At 30.8% G+C, this 2,287-nt stretch carries 2 protein-coding genes; both read left to right on the top strand.

Annotation, left to right across the window (positions count from 1 at the left end; translation table 11 throughout):
* Nucleotides 1-360, top strand: a 360-nt coding sequence (locus tag CQA62_RS06910) for a hypothetical protein (RefSeq protein ID WP_170125570.1), incomplete at its 5' end; no start/stop codon positions are given.
* Nucleotides 361-964: 604 nt separating this feature from the next.
* On the top strand, nucleotides 965-1,282 hold the full coding sequence (locus CQA62_RS06695; protein ID WP_115585144.1) for a hypothetical protein: 318 nt from the start codon (nucleotides 965-967) through the stop codon (nucleotides 1,280-1,282).
* Nucleotides 1,283-2,287: the final 1,005 nt, after the last annotated feature.

The following is a 2,287-nucleotide window of genomic DNA, read 5'->3' as shown; positions in this document are numbered from 1 at the left end:
CTAGATAGAGTTATATTTCTAGCTACACCTCATAGAAGTGATGCAAAGTTTAATCAAACTTCATTAAGTAAAGGAGGAAAGGTTGTGAATGTGTATGATAGAGGGGATATAGCCATTCAGAAAGTTTTGGGAGGAGAGTGGGGATTTTTTACATCAAATCCTGCCAAACAAACAATACCTAATGCAATCAATATCCCAATAGGGAATCCAAACCCTTATCCAACCTTTCCAAAAACAAATATTCCAATATTAAATATATGGTCTATGATGTTCTGGGGAGTAAAGCAATATGAAAGTCACACAACCATTCAAACTGCTGAAAAATGGAATAAATCTGTAGCGCCATTATTGAGGAGATAGACAATGCTCATTATTTCATTAATCATCTTTGGTGTGCCCATTCTTTTAATTTTTTATGATGTTTTATTTCCAAAGACTAATTTTGCAATCTTAAAAGAAAAAATCTTCTTAAAGCTTGGGACACTTGGACTATATGAGGCAGATTTTATATTAACAGGAAAGAATATATTTCACAAAACAATGAGTCCAATACAATACTTTCTTATATTTTGTTCTATAACATTCTTTCTCATTTATCTTCTTAAAAATAGAATTACAAAAATAAGCCCTTACGATTCTTTTTGTATCTTATTTGTTTTAACTATATTTATATTCCATTTTTTGTGTATTCGCCTTGAAGGATTTTTTCGCATAATGGGGTATATTCCTTTGGCATTGATTACGCTACTCTTTCTTATTGTATTTTCATTTAGAGTTTTTCAAAAACTTTACCTCAAAATAAAACAGAGAAAATAATGAGAATATATAATTTAGTGGAAATGTAGTCAAATATGCTTCACAACAGTTAAGTAAAGGAGAGCTAGATAGAGTTATATTTCTAGCTACACCTCATAGAAGTGATGCAAAGTTTAATCAAACTTCATTAAGTAAAGGAGGAAAGGTTGTGAATGTGTATGATTCAAGAGATTTGGTTCAGAGTTTTTTTGGCAAAAGTGATATAAAAAGTTTGAATCCATTTTCTTTAAAATTTAAATTCAAAGATCTTGAACCACTAGCTCCAAATCCAAAACAAACAATGCCTAGTGCAACAAATATTAAAGTCAAACCAGAAAAGATATACACACCCAATTATCTTTCTCCACTTGAGCAAGATTCATATTACAACACTTCTAAAACAAGAAACTATATTGATTCTCACTCAACAATCAAGAATCCTGAAAAATGGAATGAATCTGTAGTGCCATTATTGAGGAGGAAATAATGGAGTTTCTATTGATTTATCCATTTATTTTCTCTAATCTTTTTCTCTACTTTTATAATCTTATTCATGATCAAACAAGTTCAATGAAAAATTTTTTAATTAGGATTATGCTTCTAGGATTTACCTCCATCTTTGTTTATCAGGCTTATAAAGACGATAAAATCGATAATTTATTTTTTACTACTCCATTTTTAACTTTTATCCTATTATGCTTGATTAAAAAATACCCACTCAACAATAGATATACCAAACATATGCTATGGATTTATTTGTCTTTATTTATTGGCCTTATACTGTTTTGCATCCAAGAAGCTCATTTCATACAAAAACAAACCATAAGCTACATTCTTTTGTCTCTTTCAATTCTTACTATAAGCTTAGTTCTTTATTGGATAATTGATTACCTAATTCATTTTAAATCTCACTTAAGCAAACATGATAGATTATGTTTATTTTGGTGTTTTAGTTGGATAATCATTTGGATTATGGAACTTAGACACCCCACATTTGATATATTTTTCATGATATCTTACATCATAACGCTAAATGTCATTATCTTGGGAATCGTTATCTTCCTTTATCACTCTTTTTATTTCATTAGATTGATTTTTTTCAAATCATCAACTTTGGAGAAATAATGGAAAATATCTGGATTTTTTTATCTTATTCTTGTCTATTTTTCTATTGTGGAGAATTTATTATCTTCCTTATACTCTGCTATGAAATCCTCCCCAAACATTCCAAATCCCCTACTCCCAAAGAATCCTAATGCCTAACTTTCTCTTATTTCTCCTCCTTTACCTCTCTTCTCTCTTTGCACTTCCAAGTATCCCCTCTCTTCTCTTAAATGAAGTTGCTCAGAGTGCAAGTGGAGAGGATGATAGGGTCTATTTAGGAGAGTGGGAAGGGAGGGGGGAGATAAAAAAGAAAAGAAACTAGGACCCAAACAACAAGCAAGGAAAAAAGGGAAAATCAGCCAGCTTCTGAGGATTATGGCAGATGGAG

The organism is Helicobacter cholecystus (assembly GCF_003364215.1).
GTDB classification, from domain to species: Bacteria; Campylobacterota; Campylobacteria; order Campylobacterales; family Helicobacteraceae; genus Helicobacter_G; species Helicobacter_G cholecystus.
This window is presented reverse-complemented; position numbering and strand designations above follow the sequence as displayed.